Below are 15,569 nucleotides of genomic sequence, written 5' to 3' on the forward strand. Positions count from 1 at the left end.
GACGACCCACAAACCCAGGTCACGACAGGAGAGGCCGGCGAGCCCGCCGCCGGGTGTCAGGGTTCGGGCGCGGGGTCGACCAGGCCGGGGGAGCGGGCGCCCAGTACCTCGGCGAGCCGCAGCAGGCGCAGATCGAACGCCGGTTCAGCTCCGCGGCGACGGGTTCGCCGTTGTCGACCCGATGGACGGCGACCCCCGGCTCCGGACTCGCGTGACGTACAGCGGTGTCAGTCCGAGCCCCTGACCGGGTCACCGCCCTCGAGGGGCCGGATGAGTTCGACGAACGCCCGCCCGCCCGGCGAGACGCGGGACCGCCCGACCTCCCGCAGCCCGGCCGCCGCGGCGGCCGGGCGCAGGCCCTCCGCACCGACGACGGCCCACGGTAGCGACCCGACGTCCGCGGCGCCGTGCAACCGCACGGTGCCCGTCCAGCAGACCGCGGGGTCGGGGTCGACCTCGACGAGCACGCTGCCCGACGGGTGGACGAGCGCGGCCGAGCGGGTCAGCAGCCGGGTGGGATCGCCCCCGATGCCGATGTTGCCGTCCGCCAGCAGGACGTGGCGCCAGGTCCCCTCGGAGGGGAGCCCGCCGAACAGGTCGGCGCACACCATCGCCACGCCCCGGCGGCGGCAGAGGTCCCGGGCCACGGGGGAGCTGTCCACCCCGAGTGCGGGCACCCCGCGGGTGTGCAGGGCGGCGGTCAGCCGGCCGGGACCACAGCCGAGGTCGATCACCGGTCCCCGGCACCGACGCAGCAGCCACTCGTCGTCGCCGTCCGCGCGGGCGAGCCAGCGGGCGTGGTCCAGGGACAGCGCCCGGCCGTCGTCCCGGACCAGGCGCGGCACCTCCCCGCGCAGCACCGGGTCGAAGCCGGCGCGGACCGGGGGGACACCGTCGACGACGCCCCCCTCCGCTCCGCTCACGGGGACGTCACCGGACCGGCGGTGAGGGCGCCGACCGCGGCGGCGAACCGGGACCCCGGGACCTGCTCGGCGACCGCCAGCGCGTCCGCCATGGTGTCCACATCGGTCAGCTCGGGCAGCGTCGCGACCTGCAGCCCGCCGGCGCGCAGTGCGGCGATCGTGCGCTCCGCGGTGTCGGACCGGGAGGTCGGGACGTCGGCCAGCAGCGTCGCCGCGGTGGGATCGCGGAGCGCGACGGCCCACCAGCCGCCGTCGGCTGCGGGGCCGAGGGCCGCGTCCGCCCGGTCGAGCCGGGTCAGCGCCTCGTCGAGCAACGCCGGCGTCAGCTGCGGGGTGTCCATCCCCACCTGCACGGTCGGCAGGCCGGGCCACCGAGCGGCGAGGTCGGCGTGGGCGTTCGCGATGCGCGGTCCGAGCGCGTCGCCGCACTGGCCGATCCGCATCGTCCGGCCCAGCCGGCGGCGGAGGGCGTCCGCCCGGACGGCTCGGTCGAGGTCCCCGGCGAGTGCCACCACCGTGGCCGACCGCGGGACGCGCGTCGTGGCGTCGAGCGTGTCCAGCAGCGCGGCGGCCGCGATCCCGGCGGCCTGTCCGGGTGTCGCGGGCGGGGAGAGGCGGGTCTTGACCAGTCCGGGTTCGGGTGCCTTCGCCAGCACCAGCACCGCCGCGCGCGACGTCGCCGCCGGGGCGCTCACGACCGGCTCCGCCGCGCCAGCAGCACGCGGACGGCGTAGACGAGGGCCGAGGTCGCCACGAGCACGGCCACCAGGGCGCCCCAGGCCGCGGCGTAGGGCTGCTGGTCGAGACCCGTGGCGGCGAGGTGGGTCGGCTCGGCGGTTCGGACGATCCCGGGCAGGAAGAGCAGCAACGTCAGCCCGGCCCCCAGCAGGGGGACGCGCACGTGGTTGACCAGCGGCACCGCGTGCCGGGGGAGGCGGGGGAGCAGCGCGGTCAGCGACCGGTCGCCCGCCGCGTAGAGCGGGTACAGCAGCAGGTCGTGCACGACCGCCGCCCCGACGAACCAGATCACGATCCGTAGCGCGGACGGATCGCCGAGCAGGAACGACGCCGCGTACGCAGCGAGGGCGAGGCAGGCCAGCATCAAGGCCAGGTGCCCCGGACCGGCTCCGTAGCGGGCTCGGAACCCACGCATCAGGCCTCCCGGAAGTCGATCGAACGCACCCATTTGGTGCAGTGCACGCCCGGGGTCGAGGGCACGATCACCCGGGCCGGGAACCCGTGGTCGAGGCTCAGGTCGTGCCCGTTGACCCGGAGCGCGAGCAGCGCGTCCTCGTGCAGCGTCTGGGCCGCGGTGAGGGTCACCCGCCCGAACGGCCCGGCGTCCAGGGAGTCCACGAACGACGACCGGGGCCGGGGGACGCCCGCACGGGCGGCGAGATCACGCAGCCGCACCCCCGTCCACGTCTCGACGGTCGACCAGCCCTCGACGCACGCGATGGGCAGCCTGGCGGTGTGCAGCGGCAGGCCGTCGACCCCGGCGAGCAGTTCGTCGCGCGTGTAGCGGAGCGCGGCCGGGCCACCGGTCAGCTCGATCCGCCACCGCGCCCCCGTCATCTCCGGACCGATCGCCGCGGCGGCCGCGGTGCGGTTGACCGGGTAGTCGTTGCCGGGGATCCCCTCGGGCACCCGCCCCCGTGGCAGCAGGACGGCGAGGTCCCGCAGCGGACCACCGATCGTCTGGCCCGCGGTCAGCAGCCCGACCAGCAGCGAGCCGCCCCCGACCAGCGCCAGCGCGCCCCGTCGGCTCATGGTCGGGTCGGCGGGATCGGTCGGGACCAGGCCGGGCTCCCCGTCGTGCCCGTCGGGTTCCTCGGGCCGGGTGTCCGCGAGCGGCGTCCGCAGCTCGGTCCGCAGCGAGCGGGAACGGAGCGACCGCACCATCGTCGGGAGCTTCAGCACGAGGTGTGCCACGAGCGCGCCGATGAACACCCACGCGCCCAGGTAGTGCGCGGTGTAGAAGCTGAAGCCGAACACGTAGTCGTACTGGATGTTCAGGACGCCGGTGACGGTCTCGAACAGGATGCTGCCGACCAGCAGCAGCACCGAACCCCGCTCCAGGAGGTGGGCGATGCTGCGCACCGGCGGCCGCGCGAACAGCCGTGGGATGACCGACCACAACTTGGCCAGCACGACGGGGATCAGCACCAGACCCAGACCGACGTGCAGCCCCTGGGTGAGCCGGAACAGCCACGCGGGGTCGGTCGGGAACTCGGTGATCGGCAGCCGGAGCAGACCGACGTCACCCGGGATGCCCTGGCCAGGCCCGTAGGCGACGTGGTCGAGCAGCCCGGTGACCACCACGACGGGCAGCCCGACGAGCAGGACCAGGCCGAGGACCGAGGTCAGCCAGGGGCCGCGGAGCGGGCTCCGGAAGCGGGGCCGATGGGGGGAGAGTGTCACGACGTCCTCCAGTGCGGGTCGCCGCCGGACGTTAGGCAGGCATCGCGTTCCCGGAGGTGCGCCGGACGATCTCGTAAGAAAGCCCTAAGACTTCGTGCCGCGCGGACTTCTTACCGAACGGTGACGGTCACGCCCGGCCCGGCCGCGACGACCTAGGCTGGCACCATGCCGTCGGCGTCCCGGGTGCTCGTGGTCGAGGACGACGACACCGTGCGCGAGGTGATCCGCCGCTACCTCGGCGACGCCGGGTACGGCGTGCTCGAGGTCGCCGACGGCCGGGCCGGGTTGTGGTGGGCCGTCGAGCACGCACCGGACGCGGTCGTGCTCGATCTCATGTTGCCCGGGATGGACGGCCTGCAGGTCTGCCGGGAGCTGCGGGCGCGCCGCCCGCAGCTGCCGATCGTCGTCCTCACGGCGCTCGGTGAGGAGGAGGATCGAGTTCGTGGCCTCCAGCTGGGGGCGGACGACTACGTCGTGAAGCCGTTCAGCCCGCGCGAGCTGGTCCTGCGCATCGGGTCGGTCCTGCGCCGGTCGGCGCCGGAGGCGGCGACCGTGGGCCCGGTCGTGGACGGCGGCCTCGTCGTCGACCGCTCCGGGCAGCGGGCCCACCTCGACGGTGTCCCGCTCGCGCTCACCGGCCGCGAGTTCGACCTGCTGGCGTTCCTGGTGGCCCATCCCGGGCGTGCCTTCACCCGGACCGAGCTGCTCGCCGAGGTGTGGGGCTGGGAGTACGGCGACCAGTCCACCGTGACCGTCCACGTCCGACGTCTGCGGGAGAAGCTCGAGATCGACCCGAACCGGCCACGGCGGATCGCGACGATCTGGGGGACCGGCTATCGCTACGACCCTGCCGACCGGTCATGACGCCCGACGAGCTGCTCGAAGCGGCCTCGGCCGCGCTCCTGTTCTCCCTGCCGGTGCTGGTCGTCGGGGGGATCGTGCTGCGGATGCTGCGGCGGCGCTCGCTCACCGCGGCGATCGTCGCGCTCGTGCTGGTCCCGCTGCTCGCCACGCTCAGCGGGGTGGTCGGGGTGAGCGGGTTCATGTTCACCCCTCAGCTCGGCGACGTGCTCCTCGCCTGCCTGGTCGTGACCGTGATCGTGGTGCCGGCGGGCACGCTGTTCGGGCGCACCCTGGCGCGGGAGGCCCTCTGGCAGCACGAGGCCCGGGACGCCGAACGCCGCTCCGAACGGTCCCGCCGCGAGCTGGTCGCCGGCATGAGCCACGACCTGCGTTCGCCGCTCGCCGGGATCGGGGCGCTGGCCGACTCGGTGCTCGACGGGATCGTGCACCGGCCGGACGAGGTGCAGGACTACGTACGGCGGATCCAGAGCGAGACGCGGCGGATGACGGACATGGTCGAGGACCTGTTCCAGCTCTCCCGCGCCACGTCGGGAACCCTGCAGCTGAAGCTGCGGCAGATCCCGCTCGCCGAGATCGCCTCCGACGCCGTGGCCGCCGAGGCGGTCGTCGCCCGTGCCACCGGGGTCGACGTCCAGGCGATCGCACCCGAGGACTGGCCGCTGGTGCACGCCAGCGACGCCGATCTCGCCCGGGTGGTGCGCAACGTGGTGGCCAACGCCGTCCGGCACACCCCGGCCGGAGGCTCCGTCGTGCTCACCGCCGGTGGCCGCGAGGGTGGTCTCGCGTGGCTGCGGGTCGACGACGAGTGCGGCGGGATCCCGCCGCAGGACCTGGGTCGGATCTTCGACGTCGGCTACCGCGGTACCGGTGCCCGGACACCTGGTGCGCACGGCGGAGCGGGGCTGGGCCTGGCCATCGCGCGCGGCCTGATGGGCGCGCAGAACGGTGGGATCAGCGTCGTCAACAACGGGCCGGGATGCCGCGCCGAGCTGACCCTGCCGACCGCACCTTCTCCCAGGAACGCCTGACAGGCCGGGCCCGCGCGCGCCCATGGAACACCCGGCCACGGAAGGAAGAAGTCTCCCTGGGGAAGCGAGGACACTCAGACTGTCTGTCATAACGTGCATTATCGGTTCGACATCAGGGGAGTTCCGAGTGCCCCGGGGCGTGCTCTCGTTCCCGCCGGTGTCGCCGGCCGCCGGCCCTTCGCACGGATGTGATCCCGACATCGAGGACTCAGGGATCGCCGGGTTGCCGTGTCCGTTCGTCGTCGGCGCGATGCACTGAGGGCCGCGTGGCCCATGGCATCCGTTCAGTCGCCGTCACAGGCGTCCGTGAGGTCCGACGGCCGACCGGGCTCGGCCACGGCTTGCCCTGAGGGCGGATCCCCCGCTCGCTCGGCGTCATGCGCCGGCCGCGATAACTGTCATAATTCCTTGGTGTCGCCGATCCTGGTGGTCGTGCCGACGTCACTGATCCACGACGGTCTGTCCCCGCGGTTCGAGGTCTGTCAGTGCGCGGGAGGCGAGAACGACGGCGAGGATCATCAGCCAGGCACCCACCAGCGCGAGGGCCGCCGCTGTCGGTGATCCGTACTCGGCGACGATCCCGGCCACGGCGATCCCGGCGGGTGCGGCGACCTGCAGGAGGGCGTTCTGCAGGCTGAGCACCCGGCCACGGGTCTGCTCGGGTGTGCGCTCGGCCTGCAGGACCCCGACCACCGCGCCCTGAAGGGCGTTGGTGAGACCGAGCAGGGCGGCCCCGGCGAGGACCACCAGCGGTGAGATCAGGGTCGCCATCGTCAGGAACCCGACGGTGGTTCCGGTCAGTGCGGTGGCCATCCAGAACCGCCGGGTCCTGCGGGTACCGATCCCGGCGTAGACGCTGGTCCCGGCGAGCATGCCGACGGCGAGGGCGGTGAGGACGAACCCGAGCAGGTCGGGGCGTTCGATGACGCTGAAGTACAGGGGCAGGATCAGGCCCTGCAGCCCGCCGACGACGGTCGCGAGTCCGACGGTGAGTCCGACGGTGCCGGTGAGGAACCTGCTGCGGCGCAGTACTGCTGCGCCGGCGGTGAGCTGTGTCCACACCGGTTCCCGCTCAGCGCCTCGGGTGTCGATGCGGCCGAACCGGTGCGGGACCAGTGCCGTGAGCAGCGCGGCGGTCGCCGACGTGGCGGCGACGAGCAGGAGCACGGTGCTCCCCTCGAAGAGGGCGAGCAGCGTGCCGGCGGCAGCGGGACCGATCACCAGTGCCATCGACGTCATGGACTGGCGGAGTCCGACCACGCGTTCCAGCCGCATGCCGCTGTGCCGGGCCACGGCGGGGACCAGGATCTCGCGTGCGGTCATTCCGGGAACGTCACCGAAGGAACCGATGATCGCCAGCGCGATGAACCAGGACAGATTCAGTCCCCACAGCAGGTCGACCAGTGGGATGGCGGCCACTGCTGCGGCGGAGATGATGTCGGCGATGATCGAGAAGTTCCTGCGGTTGTAGCGGTCCAGCACGACGCCGGCGGAGAGACCGACGATCACCGCGGGGACGGCCGTCGCCGCCGAGACGGCGCTGACGCCGAGCGGGCTGCCGGTGGTCTGCAGGACGATCAGCGGTAGCGCGACCGCAGCGAGTCCGTTGCCGAGCAGGCTCAGGAAGTGGGCGCCGAGGTAGGCGATCACGACGGGTGGCATGAGCACAGCAGAAACCCTGACGTCGCGTCGTGGTCAAGTGCGCGCGGTGGGCACGTGCAGTCCTGGCCGGCGATGCCGGGTTCGGGATCGCGCGGTGGCATGGTGTGCCGGATCGACGATTCGGTCGGCTCCGGTCGTGGCGCCGGACCAGGTCAGGTAGGACACTCGACCTCGTGCCACCGGTCGGATCGTCCGTGATTGGACAGATCACCGTGATGGTGTCGCGCGATCACCGTGATGCCAGAGATATCGTCGGCGACTGCTACTCCATCGACGTATGTAGGAGGTCTCGCGGTGGCTGAGGACGACGTGTCCACCATGCCGACATCGATTCAGGGTGAGCAGCAGGCCGAGGCCGGTTACGTCCGGGCGTCGGACGCCGATGTGGACCTGTACGTCGACCGGGTCTCCGACGAGGTGCTGGCGTGCCGTGAACGGGGACGTCATCTGTTCCCGACCATCCGCGAGGCCGGTATCCACTTCACCGGTGTCGACGACGACGGTCTGCTGCTGCGGCGGTTGACCTGCACGTGCTGCACGCTGGCGGTGCGGGTGGAGAAGTGGGAGGGGGCCCGTCGTCGCGGTCAGCGCACGCGGTTCCATCGGGTCGCCTCGTCTCTGGAGTACCGCACCGGAGCCGAGGGGCAGACCTATCTGGCTCCGTCCGGTCGCGGTCACATGACTCCTCGCCAGATCGGTGACTCCGTGGCGTCGAAGGCGCTGGCCGGTCAGACCGTCGCAGCATTGCGCAAGAGCGCTGCGCGGGCAGCGGCCGAGAGCGCTCGAGCGACCGGGACCAGCACGAAGAGCGGCTGAATCGCGCCGGGCTCAGTGCGCGGTTTCAGCTCCATGTGATCGAGGGAGGCATCGTATGGGAATCCGGCAGATCCGCTACTGCGATGTGAGCGGCGTCGAGGACGACGTCGAGTCGCACGAGATTCATATCGACCAGATGCGGATCGAGATCGACCTCGCAGGTGCGGAGTACCGCAAACTCCTCACCGCACTGCGACCGTATGTCGACGCCGGTCGGGTCGAGGCGTCCGCGCCGGCGTCGGTCCCGGACCGCGGCGGCCCGCGCCGCGAGGGTGAGCGGAGGCCTCCGACGCGCACCGGACTCTCCGCGGCCGAGCGGGAACAGGTGCGCCAGTGGGCCGAGTCCCAGGACCTCCCGGTTCCGGCGAACAACCGGTTCAAACGATCGCTGATCGAGCAGTGGCGCCGGGAGACCGGTGGGGACGGACAGAAGCCGGAGGTCTCCACGAGCTGAGGCGGATAGACGCCCCTCCCCTGGTTCGGCCGTCGGTTCGTGTTCCATGTCGACCTGCAGCACCGACGCCGCGCCGGTCGCGATCGGTCGGGCCGCACCCGGATCCCCCGTCCATCGATCGGCACCGATGGTCGACCCGACTTGACCGTGCCGCTGCGGCACGGTGTTCGCTGCGCTCATGTCACGGCACGGTGCACACCTCGCGTCCGGGAAGAGCGGGCGAGGCGTACGCACCGGCCTGCCCACCATGATCGACCACAGGAGGACACGATGACAGCGCTCACCGTGCTCGCGGACCAGGGCGGACACGCCGGTCTCACCTACACCATCGACTTCCGGCCCACCGGCGCACTGGCCACGCTGTGGCTCGAAGCCGGTCGTTCGGTCCGCGCCGAGGCGGGCGCGATGGTGGCCATGAGCCGTGAGATCGACCTGACCACCGAGCTCGAAGGTGGCTTGTGGAGCGCGATGAAGCGCTCCGCGGGTGGACGCTCGGCCTCGGTGTCGACCTTCACCGCTCAGGACGGTCGAGGCAGGCTGCTGCTCGCCCCGCCGGCCCCCGGCGACCTGGTCGCCGCCGCACTGAGCGGGAACTCCTACGACATCGCCGGTCACGCCTACCTCGCCGCGACCGAGGACGTCGCGGTCGACACCCAGTGGGGCGGCGCCAAGGCCTTCTTCGCCTCCGACAACGCCCTGGTCGTGCGCGCCAGTGGTGACGGGGTGGTGTTCCTGAGCGCGTTCGGCGCGCTGCTCCCCCAGGAGCTCGCGGCGGGCGAGACCCTGATCGTCGACACCGGCCACCTGGTCGCGTGGGACTCGTCGATGCAGTACCAGGTCCGCAAGGCCGCCAAGAGCGCGTGGAAGTCGATGACCTCGGGTGAGGGGCTGGTCGCCGAGTTCACCGGGCCCGGGAACCTGCTGCTGCAGTCACGCAACCTCGAGGCCCTCGCCGACGCACTGAAGACCCACCTGCCGTCGAGCTGAGCCGTGTGACGACGAGCTTCCTCCTGCGCCGGCCGCGGCCTCTGCATGCCTGAGGTGTATCACCGGCCGGGTCCAGGGACGGTGCTATCGAGCGACCAGGTCGAGCCCGCCGAGAACGGCGGCGAGGGCGGCGAGAACGTCGGCCCTTGCTGCTTCCTCGCCGGACGTCGCCTCGACGAGTTGCACCGCAGCTTCGCCGATCAGCGCACAACACATCCTGGCCAGGGGCCCGACCGGAGCGTCGTTGATCCGCCCCTCCTCGATCAGGGCTGAGAGAAGGCGTTCGAGCAGGGCCGCGGTGTAGTGGTGGTCGAGTTCGCGCCACTCGCGGTAGCCCAGTGCGATGGGCCCTTCTTCCAACACGATCCTGCGAAAGCGTTCCTGAGGGGCGACCTCGAGGAACCCCTCCATGGCGACGCGCGCAGCGTCGGCGGCGCCCGCCGCGTCGAGCACGCGGCGCTGCAGTTCCTCGACGGTGGCGACCTCGACCCGCTCGAACACAGCCTGGAACAGTGCTTGCTTGTCCGGGAAGTGCCGGTACACCGCGCCCTTGGTGAAGCGCGCGGCCGATCCGACGGCGTCGATCGAGGTCGCCCGGAAGCCTCGTTCGACGAACAGCTGCTCGGCCGCGCCGAGGATGGCCTCCCGGGTCTGCTCGACGTACTCGAGACGCTGCGGCTTGACAGAATTCACGGCGCTCATAGTACCGTTGATACTATGAGTATCTCAGATACGGCTAGTCCGGTGGCGGAGCGGGTCGTGGAGGAGTTCGCGGCCGGGTGGCACGACCCCGGGCCCCGGGCTTGGGACAGCCTGCTCGCCGAGGAGGTCGAGCTCCACCAGCCTCTGATGCTCGACGGCGTCGGTCCGGCTCACTGGCGTGACGAGTTCGAACGACTGCAGCGGTTCCTGCCTGATATCCGTGGCGAGGTGGTCGCCTGGGCGAGCTCCGGGCAGACCCTCTTCGTCGAGATCGTGTGCCGGGCCACGGCCGCCGGCAGGCCGGTGGAGTTCCGCGCCGTCGACCGCCTGACCTTCTCCGACGACGGGAAGGTGACAGCGAGGTCCTCCTACCTGGATCCCCTGCCGCTGCTTCGTTCCTTGCTGGGCCGCCCGAGTGTCTGGCTTCGCTGGTGGCGCTCGGGGACGGCGCCGTTCACGGCCCGGCGGGCCATCGTCGCCCGTGTCCGGCCGCAAGGGTCCCGTGCAGGTGCGCCCCGACCACGACGGGTGCTGTCACCGTCCCGGGCGGCACGCCTGCTGGGCACGATCCGCGCCGGCGTCGGACTGACCGCTCTGGCCAGCCCACGGACCGCCTACCGAGCTCTGAACCCAGGTGCTCAGGTTCCCGTGGGCGGGTTCATGGCGCGTGGGTTCGGGATCCGGGAGATCGCTGTCGCCGCGACCACGCTGTCGCACGATCCCCAGCGTGCGCGCCTCGGCCTCGCTCTCGGCGTACTGATCGACAGCGCCGACACCGTGTCCGTGCTGTGGGCCCGGCGCCGGATCGCAGGCGTGGGCCACCTTCTCGTCGGTATTCCCGCAGCCGCGTTCGCGATCACCGGTGCAGTCGCACTGCTCCGGGACGAGTCCGAGGTGGCGTCGGAACCCATCTGATCCTAGGTGGCCTCCATCGACCCGTGCGCCCAGAGCGTCTGATAGCGCTTCCGGCCCAACAATGTACGAGGGGCTACGCTCGTAGCGTGGGCGAGACCATCAAGCAGTCTCAGCTCAGGAACGACAACGCCGCGGTGATGAAGCGGGTGGCCTCCGGCGAGTCGTTCACCGTCACGGTCAACGGGCGGCCGGTGGCGGATCTGGTTCCCCACCAGCGACGGACCGTCGTGCCGGCCGAGGAGATGGACCGTCTACTGGCCGACGATCCGGTCGTCGATGCAGGGGCGTGGCGGAGAGACCGAGTGAAGCTGCCCGACGACGTCCAGGATCCGCACAGCGAAGGCGACCGATGACGAGGTGGCACCGTCACGTGTCGGTGGACACCTCGGTGTGGATCGAGCCACCGTCCGAGGGCTTCGCCGCCTACGCCAGGAACGCGGGCGACCTCACGGGCCTGGAGGCAGCGGTCACGGTGGTACCGATCGACTGGCGGGCCTCTTCCCGCCGCGTGGCCACGACGGCGCTCAGGCCTGAGGCGGAGCCGGCGTCAGGGCTGCGATGACCAGCGCGGCGAGAGTGCCGAGTAGGCCAGTGCCGCGCCGATCGCCCCTACTGTCGAGGTGACGACCAGGTGCCACAACGTCGCCGGCAGCGTCGCCGGCCCGGCGTTGCCCACCGTCAGCAGCGCTGACCCGGCCACCACGGTCGTGCGAGGACGTCGCGCCCGCGACAGCCGCGCCGAGACCGACGAGAACACCACCATCGACCCGCCGATCGGTTCCCCAGGTGTTGCCCTGGACCGGTCCTCAGGGTCTGACGCGGGCCGGCGTCGGTGCCGCGATCACCAGTGCGACCAGTGCGGCACCGATGGCCGCAGCGACCGTGGTGATCGTGAACCGCGCGCATATCGCACACGCCTATATGTGTGGCTGCGTGATCGGCGTTGTTCCCGGTCGTTCGTCGACGTCTGATGGCCAGAGCTCGTCAGAGACGTCGAGGCGATCAGCGGAGGATCTTCCATGACATCGACCGGTCCGGAAACCGTGCTCACGGGAACGCAGAGACCACCGGATCGGCGGGCGTGGGCGGTCGTCGGGCTCCTGTTGGTCTTCTTCACCCTCAACTTCGCCGACAAGTCCGCGATCGGACTGGCCGCGGTGCCGATCAGGCAGGACCTCGGGCTGACGGCGGGCCAGTTCGGGCTGCTCGGCAGCGCGTTCTTCTGGCTGTTCGCGCTCGGCGCGGTCGGGCTGAGCGCCCTCATGCGGTGGATCTCGTACAAGTGGGCGGCCGCGCTGCTCATGGTCACCTGGATCGCGAGCATGCTGCCGCTGACCGTTCCGACGACGTTCGGCGTCCTGCTCGCGTCCCGCATCGCTCTCGGCTTCTTCGAGGGGCCGGCACACGCGCTGTGCCAGAGCATCGTCGCCGACCGTTTCCCGCAGGAGCGGCGCGCATTTGCCGCCTCGGTCGTCAATGCCGGGTCCTCGGTCGGGCCGCTGCTCTCCGCGCCGCTTCTGACCTGGGTGATCCTCGCCTACAGCTGGCACGCTGCGTTCGTCGTGCTCATCGTGGTCAGCGTCGGCTGGCTGATCGTCTGGTGGCTGACCGTGGAGCGCCAGCCGTTGCGGAAGATCCGCGTCGCGGACGTGGACGAGCCGCCGGACCCGAACGGTCACCTCGACGTCCCGTTCCGCCGTCTGCTCGCGCTGCCCAGCTTCTGGGGCTTGAGCCTGCTCTCGTTCGCCGGGTACCTGATCACCTCGCTGAAGGTGTCGTGGCTACCCGCCTTCCTCACCGAGGGGCTGGGCTATGCGCCCTCCACCGTCGGGTGGCTGGTCACCGTTCCCTACGCGTCGGCGGTGGTGGTGCTGATCGGGTCGGGCTACCTGTCCGGGCGGCTCCTGGCTCGGGGCTGGACCTCGCGCGCCGCGCGCGCCTACCTCAGTGCCGCGCTGATCATCGGCGCCGGACTGAGCATGATCGCCTTCACCGTCGTGGCGGCCGGGACACTGCAGTTGACGCTGGTCGTGCTCACGTTCTCGGTCAACAGCGTGGCGTTCTCGGTCGCGTTCGCCGGTGCCTCCGACTTCCTGCCGAGACGGCACCGGACGGCGTTCTTCGGTTGCGTCATCGCGGTCTACAGCGTCGCCGGCATCGTCGCGCCGTATGCGCTCGGGCTGATCGTGGATGCGGCCGGAACCGCGGGCGAGGGCTACGCCCACGGGTTCCTCGTGGTCGGGGTGATGATCTGCGTGTCCGCCGCGATCGGAGGCAGGCTGCTCGACCCGGAGGCCGCGCGGCGGACGCTGGAGCGTGAGAGCTCCCGGCGGCGAGCCGATGGGGTCGCGGGCGGTGTCTCGTGAGCACGCTGCCGCTGGACGGGATGCGGGTGATCGACTTCGGGCAGTACATCGCTGCACCGGGGGCCGGCCAGCAGCTCGCCGATCTCGGCGCCGACGTGGTGAAGGTCGAGAGCCTCGACGGCGATCAGGCCCGGTCGGTGGGCCGGTTCGGGGCCGCCATGCTCGATGCCTACAACCGCGGCAAGCGAAGCATCGCCGTCGACCTGCGACGGCCCGAGAGCACGCCGGTGATCGAGGCGCTTTGCGCGCGCTCGGACGTCCTGCTGCACAACTTCCGGTGCGGGTCCGCCGAGCGTCTCGGCATCGGTGCCGCAGCGATCCGGGACCGCTTCCCGCACCTGGTCTACGCGTTCGTCACCGGCTTCGGCAGCCGTGGCCCGTCGGCGGGACGAGCGGGCCTGGACATCGCCGCGCAGGCCGAGTACGGGCTCATGCACACCAACGGTGAGCCGGACGGCGAGCCGCAGCGGGTGCCGTTCCCGATCGCCGACGTCCTCGCCGCCAACGCACTCGCCTCCGGGGTCCTCGCCGCTCTCGTGCGGCGCGGCCGCACGGGGACGGGTTCGGTTGTCGAGACCTCGCTGATGGAGGCGGTCACGGCTGCGCAGGCGACGCAGTGGAGCGGTTACCGGCTGACCGGGGAGCCGCCACGGCGGACGGGCAACGGACAACCCGCTGTCGCGCCCGCCGCGGAGTACGTGCGGGCGCAGGACGGCGCGATCGTCGTCTCGGCCTACACCACGACGAAGTGGACGGCGCTGTGCGCCGCCCTCGGGGCCCCGGAACTGGCGGCGGATCCGCGGTTCGCCGACAACGACGCCCGAGTCGCTCACCGTCGGGAGCTGTGCAGCGAACTCGAGCACCGCCTCGGGACCCGCACCCGCCGCGAGGCGACGGCGCTGCTGAGCGCGCACGGGATCGTCTGCGGCACGGTCCGATCGTTCGACGAGCTCGACGACGACGCCGACCTGCTGGCCTCCGGCCTGCTGTTGCAGCCCGGGGCCGGCGGAAGTGGCGCGCTGGGTACGCCCTACCGCATCGACGACTCCCCGCGCGGCACCGCGGGCCCCGTTCCGCAGGTCGGCGAACACACCCGAACCGTCCTGCGGGAACTGGGACATGACGACGACACCGTCGACCGGCTCCTGGCCGACGGCGTTCTCGGTGAGCCGACCGGACACGACACAGCGACGGAGGACGACCATGACAGGTGAGGGCATCCGCAGCAGCGGCGACTTCGACCGCTATCGCGAGCAGATCGCGCGGTTCACCGACCGGGAGCTCATCCCCAGCGAGCAGGAGATGGTCGCGGCGGGTGAGGTTCCCGCCCGGCTCGTGGAACGGATGGCCGAACTGGGCTTGTTCGGGATCTCCATCCCGCGCGAGTACGGCGGCCTCGGCTGGACCATGACCGAGCAGGTGCTGCTGACGCTGGAGTTCACGCGGGCCTCGTGTGTGTACCGGTCACGGTTCTCGACGGTCATCGGGTTGTGCTCGCAGGCGATCCTTTCCCATGGGACCGACGAGCAGCGCAGCGAGCTGCTGCCGCCGATGGCTGCGGGCCGTAGGGTCACCTCGTTCGCGCTCACCGAACCGGAAGCGGGATCAGACGCCACGAGCCTGCAGACCACCGCCGACCGGACGGCGGAGGGCTGGGTGCTCCACGGCGCCAAGCGCTACATCACCAACGCCCACTGGGCGGACACCCTGCTGGTGTTCGCGCGGACTGCACCGGAAGAGATCTCTGCGTTCGTCGTCGACACCACGCTGGACGGTGTCACGACGCGGTTGCCAGCCCTGATGAACGGGCACGAGGACGCACCGGTCGCGGAGATCGGTCTGGACGGGGTTGTGGTTCCTGCCGACCGGCTGCTCGGCGGCACGACCGGCGCCGGGATGAAGGCGGCCATGCGCGGGATCAACCACGCCCGGCTGCACGTGGCGGCCACCGCCGTCGGTCAGGCGACGCGCATCCTGGAGGAGACCACCGCCCACGTCGGTCAGCGCCGCCAGTTCGGCGCCCCGCTCGCCGATCTGGGCGTGGTCCAGGCCGAACTCGGCCGCTGCTACTCCGAGATGGAGGCCGGACGCGCCCTGGTGATGGACGCCGCCCACGGCTTCGACGCCGGAGCGGTCCCCCGCCAGCGCATCAGCGCAGCCAAGCTGTTCTGCACCGAGATGGTCGGCCGGGTGGCGGATCGCTGCGTGCAGCTCCTCGGCGGCGAAGGCATCGTCGGCGGGCATCCGGTCCCCCGGATGTGGCGTGATGTCCGCACCCTGCGAATCTACGAGGGTGCCTCGGCCGTCCACGAGCGCAACCTGGGCCGGGCGATGGTCCGGTCCATGGAGGCGGACACTGTGCTCCCGGACAGCTATCGGGTGCGCTGACACCGGGGTGCAGCCACCTACCGGACCGTCGCCGGAGGGGTGA

The 15,569-nt window shown here is 71.6% G+C and carries 18 protein-coding genes; 11 read left to right on the top strand and 7 right to left on the bottom strand.

All coding sequences use genetic code 11. The features are described from left to right. Window positions 1-53: 53 nt before the first annotated feature. Entirely contained in the window at window positions 54-215 is a 162-nt protein-coding gene (locus tag PP1_RS01925) for a hypothetical protein (protein WP_010244037.1), read from the top strand. Between the two features lie 12 nt (window positions 216-227). Here PP1_RS01925 and PP1_RS01930 read toward each other — a convergent pair whose 3' ends face one another. From PP1_RS01930 to PP1_RS01945, 4 genes are read right to left on the bottom strand one after another with little or no spacing between them, the layout of a single operon-like run. Continuing rightward, the gene (locus PP1_RS01930; RefSeq protein ID WP_010244035.1) at window positions 228-923 is read right to left on the bottom strand and encodes a methyltransferase domain-containing protein; all 696 of its coding nucleotides are present in this window, start codon (window positions 921-923) and stop codon (window positions 228-230) included. After that, on the bottom strand, window positions 920-1,618 hold the full coding sequence (locus tag PP1_RS01935; protein WP_010244034.1) for a TIGR04282 family arsenosugar biosynthesis glycosyltransferase: 699 nt from the start codon (window positions 1,616-1,618) through the stop codon (window positions 920-922). The genes PP1_RS01930 and PP1_RS01935 overlap by 4 nt, the downstream gene beginning before the upstream one ends. Beyond that, entirely contained in the window at window positions 1,615-2,076 is a 462-nt protein-coding gene (locus PP1_RS01940) for a hypothetical protein (RefSeq protein WP_010244032.1), read from the bottom strand. The genes PP1_RS01935 and PP1_RS01940 overlap by 4 nt, the downstream gene beginning before the upstream one ends. Next, on the bottom strand, window positions 2,076-3,344 hold the full coding sequence (locus PP1_RS01945) for a molybdopterin-dependent oxidoreductase (RefSeq protein ID WP_010244030.1): 1,269 nt from the start codon (window positions 3,342-3,344) through the stop codon (window positions 2,076-2,078). The genes PP1_RS01940 and PP1_RS01945 overlap by 1 nt, the downstream gene beginning before the upstream one ends. A gap of 165 nt (window positions 3,345-3,509) precedes the next feature. On the opposite strand from PP1_RS01945, the gene PP1_RS01950 reads away from it, so the two are divergent. Further along, a complete protein-coding gene (locus PP1_RS01950) occupies window positions 3,510-4,208 on the top strand; it encodes a response regulator transcription factor (RefSeq protein WP_010244028.1) in 699 nt (232 codons plus the stop codon). Then, window positions 4,205-5,236 carry a sensor histidine kinase gene (locus tag PP1_RS01955; protein WP_010244026.1) on the top strand — a complete coding sequence of 344 codons (1,032 nt, stop codon included), beginning with the start codon at window positions 4,205-4,207 and terminating at the stop codon, window positions 5,234-5,236. Before PP1_RS01950 ends, PP1_RS01955 begins: the two co-directional genes overlap by 4 nt. A gap of 441 nt (window positions 5,237-5,677) precedes the next feature. On the opposite strand, the gene PP1_RS01960 is transcribed toward PP1_RS01955, so the two are convergent. After that, window positions 5,678-6,898, bottom strand: coding sequence for an MFS transporter (locus PP1_RS01960; protein WP_029240145.1), 1,221 nt, complete (start codon window positions 6,896-6,898; stop codon window positions 5,678-5,680). Window positions 6,899-7,216: 318 nt separating this feature from the next. Here PP1_RS01960 and PP1_RS01965 point away from each other — a divergent pair, with 318 nt between their 5' ends. From PP1_RS01965 to PP1_RS01975, 3 genes are all read left to right on the top strand, one after another. Then, the gene (locus PP1_RS01965) at window positions 7,217-7,714 is read left to right on the top strand and encodes a hypothetical protein (protein ID WP_139323878.1); all 498 of its coding nucleotides are present in this window, start codon (window positions 7,217-7,219) and stop codon (window positions 7,712-7,714) included. Between the two features lie 55 nt (window positions 7,715-7,769). Then, window positions 7,770-8,168, top strand: a complete 399-nt coding sequence (locus PP1_RS01970; RefSeq protein ID WP_010232259.1) for an Lsr2 dimerization domain-containing protein — start codon at window positions 7,770-7,772, stop codon at window positions 8,166-8,168. Window positions 8,169-8,438: 270 nt separating this feature from the next. Continuing rightward, window positions 8,439-9,155 carry a TIGR00266 family protein gene (locus PP1_RS01975; protein WP_010232256.1) on the top strand — a complete coding sequence of 239 codons (717 nt, stop codon included), beginning with the start codon at window positions 8,439-8,441 and terminating at the stop codon, window positions 9,153-9,155. A gap of 84 nt (window positions 9,156-9,239) precedes the next feature. On the opposite strand, the gene PP1_RS01980 is transcribed toward PP1_RS01975, so the two are convergent. Then, complete coding sequence (locus PP1_RS01980) at window positions 9,240-9,857, bottom strand: TetR/AcrR family transcriptional regulator (protein ID WP_010232254.1); 618 nt, start codon at window positions 9,855-9,857, stop codon at window positions 9,240-9,242. A gap of 15 nt (window positions 9,858-9,872) precedes the next feature. On the opposite strand from PP1_RS01980, the gene PP1_RS01985 reads away from it, so the two are divergent. Continuing rightward, on the top strand, window positions 9,873-10,772 hold the full coding sequence (locus PP1_RS01985) for a nuclear transport factor 2 family protein (RefSeq protein WP_083697138.1): 900 nt from the start codon (window positions 9,873-9,875) through the stop codon (window positions 10,770-10,772). An 86-nt stretch (window positions 10,773-10,858) separates the two neighbouring features. Further along, a complete protein-coding gene (locus tag PP1_RS01990) occupies window positions 10,859-11,125 on the top strand; it encodes a type II toxin-antitoxin system Phd/YefM family antitoxin (RefSeq protein WP_010232249.1) in 267 nt (88 codons plus the stop codon). 194 nt (window positions 11,126-11,319) lie between these two features. Here PP1_RS01990 and PP1_RS01995 read toward each other — a convergent pair whose 3' ends face one another. Then, window positions 11,320-11,535: a hypothetical protein gene (locus PP1_RS01995; protein ID WP_029239632.1), complete on the bottom strand. Its 216-nt coding sequence runs from the start codon at window positions 11,533-11,535 to the stop codon at window positions 11,320-11,322. Window positions 11,536-11,791: 256 nt separating this feature from the next. On the opposite strand from PP1_RS01995, the gene PP1_RS02000 reads away from it, so the two are divergent. The 3 genes from PP1_RS02000 to PP1_RS02010 are packed head-to-tail and all read left to right on the top strand — an operon-like array spanning window position 11,792 to window position 15,526. Then, a complete protein-coding gene (locus PP1_RS02000) occupies window positions 11,792-13,138 on the top strand; it encodes an MFS transporter (RefSeq protein ID WP_010232246.1) in 1,347 nt (448 codons plus the stop codon). Then, window positions 13,135-14,352: a CaiB/BaiF CoA transferase family protein gene (locus PP1_RS02005; RefSeq protein ID WP_010232244.1), complete on the top strand. Its 1,218-nt coding sequence runs from the start codon at window positions 13,135-13,137 to the stop codon at window positions 14,350-14,352. Before PP1_RS02000 ends, PP1_RS02005 begins: the two co-directional genes overlap by 4 nt. Beyond that, window positions 14,342-15,526 carry an acyl-CoA dehydrogenase family protein gene (locus PP1_RS02010; RefSeq protein WP_010232241.1) on the top strand — a complete coding sequence of 395 codons (1,185 nt, stop codon included), beginning with the start codon at window positions 14,342-14,344 and terminating at the stop codon, window positions 15,524-15,526. The genes PP1_RS02005 and PP1_RS02010 overlap by 11 nt, the downstream gene beginning before the upstream one ends. Window positions 15,527-15,569 lie beyond the last annotated feature (43 nt).

This window comes from Pseudonocardia sp. P1 (assembly GCF_000178675.2).
In the GTDB taxonomy this organism is placed as follows: Bacteria; Actinomycetota; Actinomycetes; order Mycobacteriales; family Pseudonocardiaceae; genus Pseudonocardia.

Bases quoted from the DNA above. Each gene is read 5' to 3' on its own strand.
- PP1_RS01985 (WP_083697138.1), top strand. From the start codon at position 9,873: ATGAGTATCTCAGATACGGCTAGTCCGGTGGCGGAGCGGGTCGTGGAG.
- PP1_RS01995 (WP_029239632.1), bottom strand. From the start codon at position 11,535: ATGGTGGTGTTCTCGTCGGTCTCGGCGCGGCTGTCGCGGGCGCGACGT.
- PP1_RS01970 (WP_010232259.1), top strand. From the start codon at position 7,770: ATGGGAATCCGGCAGATCCGCTACTGCGATGTGAGCGGCGTCGAGGAC.
- PP1_RS01940 (WP_010244032.1), bottom strand. From the start codon at position 2,076: ATGCGTGGGTTCCGAGCCCGCTACGGAGCCGGTCCGGGGCACCTGGCC.
- PP1_RS01980 (WP_010232254.1), bottom strand. From the start codon at position 9,857: ATGAGCGCCGTGAATTCTGTCAAGCCGCAGCGTCTCGAGTACGTCGAG.
- PP1_RS01955 (WP_010244026.1), top strand. From the start codon at position 4,205: ATGACGCCCGACGAGCTGCTCGAAGCGGCCTCGGCCGCGCTCCTGTTC.
- PP1_RS01960 (WP_029240145.1), bottom strand. From the start codon at position 6,898: ATGCCACCCGTCGTGATCGCCTACCTCGGCGCCCACTTCCTGAGCCTG.
- PP1_RS01975 (WP_010232256.1), top strand. From the start codon at position 8,439: ATGACAGCGCTCACCGTGCTCGCGGACCAGGGCGGACACGCCGGTCTC.
- PP1_RS01965 (WP_139323878.1), top strand. From the start codon at position 7,217: ATGCCGACATCGATTCAGGGTGAGCAGCAGGCCGAGGCCGGTTACGTC.
- PP1_RS01950 (WP_010244028.1), top strand. From the start codon at position 3,510: ATGCCGTCGGCGTCCCGGGTGCTCGTGGTCGAGGACGACGACACCGTG.
- PP1_RS02010 (WP_010232241.1), top strand. From the start codon at position 14,342: ATGACAGGTGAGGGCATCCGCAGCAGCGGCGACTTCGACCGCTATCGC.
- PP1_RS02000 (WP_010232246.1), top strand. From the start codon at position 11,792: ATGACATCGACCGGTCCGGAAACCGTGCTCACGGGAACGCAGAGACCA.